General features: G+C 55.0%; 3 protein-coding genes, 1 tRNA gene and 1 pseudogene. 3 read left to right on the forward strand and 2 right to left on the reverse strand.

Going from position 1 to position 2885, the window contains the following annotated elements; genetic code table 11:
* From BLW10_RS13415 to BLW10_RS13425, 3 genes and pseudogenes are all read left to right on the forward strand, one after another.
* The coding region (locus BLW10_RS13415) for a transposase (protein WP_143117095.1) at positions 1-393 on the forward strand (393 nt) is incomplete at its 5' end.
* Positions 394-505: 112 nt separating this feature from the next.
* The gene (locus BLW10_RS13420) at positions 506-1519 is read left to right on the forward strand and encodes an STAS-like domain-containing protein (protein WP_091335534.1); all 1014 of its coding nucleotides are present in this window, start codon (positions 506-508) and stop codon (positions 1517-1519) included.
* Between the two features lie 46 nt (positions 1520-1565).
* Positions 1566-2191 (forward strand): annotated as a pseudogene (locus tag BLW10_RS13425) (transposase).
* A 9-nt stretch (positions 2192-2200) separates the two neighbouring features.
* Here the strand turns inward: BLW10_RS13425 and BLW10_RS13430 are convergent.
* Both BLW10_RS13430 and BLW10_RS13435 read right to left on the reverse strand, forming a co-directional pair.
* A complete protein-coding gene (locus BLW10_RS13430) occupies positions 2201-2398 on the reverse strand; it encodes a hypothetical protein (protein WP_091335531.1) in 198 nt (65 codons plus the stop codon).
* A gap of 210 nt (positions 2399-2608) precedes the next feature.
* Positions 2609-2683 (reverse strand) — tRNA-Val (locus BLW10_RS13435).
* Between the last annotated feature and the right edge of the window lie 202 nt (positions 2684-2885).

Here is a 2885-nt window from a genome sequence, read left to right on the forward strand (position 1 = left end):
GTGCTTGTCGTGTGCGTGCATGCCGCCAACATCTTTAATGGTACCGCCGCACGCAAAGTCATCGCACGCTTATTTTTACTCCTTCAATCCGTCAAAATTATTTGGGCGGATTGCGCCTACGCCGGAGCAGAACTAATTGAATGGGTATTTAAGCAGTTTGCCTGTACGCTCACTCTTGTTCGGAAACACACTGGTCGCAAAGGTTTTCATGTCTTGCCACGTCGCTGGGTCGTTGAAAGAACATTCGCTTGGCTTGGACGCTCGCGCCGATTGAGTAAAGATTACGAGCGTAAGCCAACCTCTAGTGAGTCTCAAGTTTACTTAGCGTCTAGTCGATTGTTGCTTCGCCAAATTTGCAATAATCAAGTTCGCTATAAATTAGCCGCTGGCTAGAAAAAACTGATTTGCCAGTTTCTAGACAGCCTCTAAGACGCACTTGCTTTACAATCTATCGTCTCAAACTTGACATTTTTTGCTAAAAATATTGACGATGCCGAGGGAGATCATGCTAACTGAAGACGACCGCCTCATCCTGCGCTTGATTGCAGCCGACGACCGCCACGTTGCCGCACGCACGGCGCTCCAGCTTGGCGTCACGCGACAAGCGGCCAGTAGCCGTCTGGCGCGGCTGCGTAAGCAAGGACTGGTGGCATCAACAGGGCGTGGTGTCAGTACCCGCTACACCCTGACAACCCTCGTAGAGCGGCACCAATCCTACCCGCGCGCAGGGCTTCAGGAGCATCTGGTTTGGCGCGAATTCTTCCTGTCGATGTTGCGCGACCTGCCCGCCAACGTGCTCGGCATGTGGGAGTACACCATTACGGAAATGGTCAACAATGCCGTCGAGCACTCGGGAGCCGAGACCGTCTTAGTTGGATTGCGACGCAATGCGCTCAGGGCCGAATCCTACGTGTCCGACGACGGCGAGGGTATCTTCCTCAAGATTCAGCGTGCGCTAAATCTGATCGATCCGCACGAATCGATCTTGGAGCTTGCGAAAGGAAAGCTCACCACCGATCCAGACAATCACACTGGAGAGGGCATCTTTTTTTCATCAAAGGCGATGGAAATGTTCGACATTCGTTCGGGACGCTTGCACTTTGTCCATGACGATGGGTGTGAAGACTGGTTGCTCGAACGCCCAGCAGATGCGCCAGGGACGCTGGTGATGATGGGCCTGACGCATGACAACCCATGCACGATCAAAAGTGTCTTTGACCAGTTCACCGCTCCAGAGGAATACAGCTTCGCCAAGACCATGGTTCCGGTACGGCTCGCGCAATATGAAGGCGAAAGCCTTGTTTCTCGATCCCAAGCCAAGCGCCTCACCATGCGCTTTGAAAAATTTCAGACGGTCGTTCTAGACTTTGATGGCGTGGCTGAAATAGGACAAGCCTTTGCCGATGAGGTCTTTCGCGTCTTTCAGCAGACTCATCCACAAACAACACTGGTAGCGGTAAATCCCACGCCAGCCGTTGACGACATGATTCAGCGCGCACGATCAGGACTACGTCCCTAGATGGTGTTGTCACAAGAAGCGTCTTACAGGTAAATTGTGCGATATGATGACAACCACGTCTCCCACTCTTGCAGCGCATCGGCGCCAAGACCGCTCCGACCAGACTTGGTTATTGCTGGAACCGTTATTACCTGGACGCCGTGGCGTCTAGGGTGGGATCGCCAAAGATAACCGCCTGTTTATCACTGCGGTATTCTGGATTCTGCGCACCAGTGCCCCGTAGCGTGGTCTACCGCCTGATTATGGGGACTGGAAAAACATGCACCGGCGCTTTTGCCGGTGGCGCGATAAGGGCGTGTGAGCACAGTTGCTGGAGGCGCTGGTCTCCGAGCCAGATTTTGAGCGGCTCACCGTCGGCCCCACGGCCGACTGCACCCAAGCCGGCATCTTGATCGAAGGCCTGAGCGCCGAACACCTGCTGTCTGATCGTGGCTATGACAGCGACGCCATCGTGCAACACGCCTCCTAGCAGGGCATGCAGGGGGTGATTCCCCCGCGCAAGAACCGAAAGCCTATGATGCCGCACTCTACCGTCATCGGCATCTGGTCGAGAATGCCTTCTTGCAACTCAAACGCTGGCGAGGGATTGCCACCCGCTACGCCCAAAATGCCGCTTCGTTCTTGGCCGCCGCCCAGATTCGTTGCATCGCCATCTGGGATCGAATCTTGTGACGACACTATCTAGCCAACAGCGAAGCGCGTGATACGCTGGTGCGGCGACGGAAGTTCGTCGCCACGCACTGCCTCAGGTCGCCGTGGGTCATGTCGCGCAAAGACGGCACGCGGATCGTATCCATCAAGAAAGGGTTTGCGTGCGTCTGGCTGCCGCTGGATTGAACGACGTGCATACGCATGATTTGCGCCAGACGTGTTGATCATGGTTAATTCAAGCGGGCATCGGGATTGATGCGCGTCAGCGCGTTACTCCGGTATTCTGATGTGTCAGTGACAGCGCGGGTCTATGCACATCTCCGCCCATCAGATTTAGCCGAGGCTACAGCAATCCTAGCGCAGTTTTCACGCAACCCAGTCGTGCGGAGCGCAGACACCAAAAAACCGGCTTAAGCCGGTTGATTTATAAGTGTTTTTTGGTGGGCGCAGGTGGGATCGAACCACCGACCCCTGCCGTGTGAAGGCAGTGCTCTCCCGCTGAGCTATGCGCCCTAAAGCAGACGGCAGATGATAGCGAGATTGGCGGGGTCTGACAAGCCCTGCCGCACTCGTTCTCAAGGCGATCGCGCTATCAGAGTATTGACAATCATCGGTTGAGCAGGTAGCCAAGTACCTTTTGTCTCGACGCCTGAGCCGCCGATGTCGCCGAAATTGTTAGATCCCCGTCCGTACTTTGCTGATCTTGCCGATCCAC

The organism is Allochromatium warmingii, assembly GCF_900107145.1.
In the GTDB taxonomy this organism is placed as follows: domain Bacteria; phylum Pseudomonadota; class Gammaproteobacteria; order Chromatiales; family Chromatiaceae; genus Thermochromatium; species Thermochromatium warmingii.

Excerpts from the sequence above, each read along its gene's own strand:
- BLW10_RS13420 (WP_091335534.1), top strand. The coding sequence starts at position 506 with ATGCTAACTGAAGACGACCGCCTCATCCTGCGCTTGATTGCAGCCGAC.
- BLW10_RS13430 (WP_091335531.1), bottom strand. The coding sequence starts at position 2,398 with ATGATCAACACGTCTGGCGCAAATCATGCGTATGCACGTCGTTCAATC.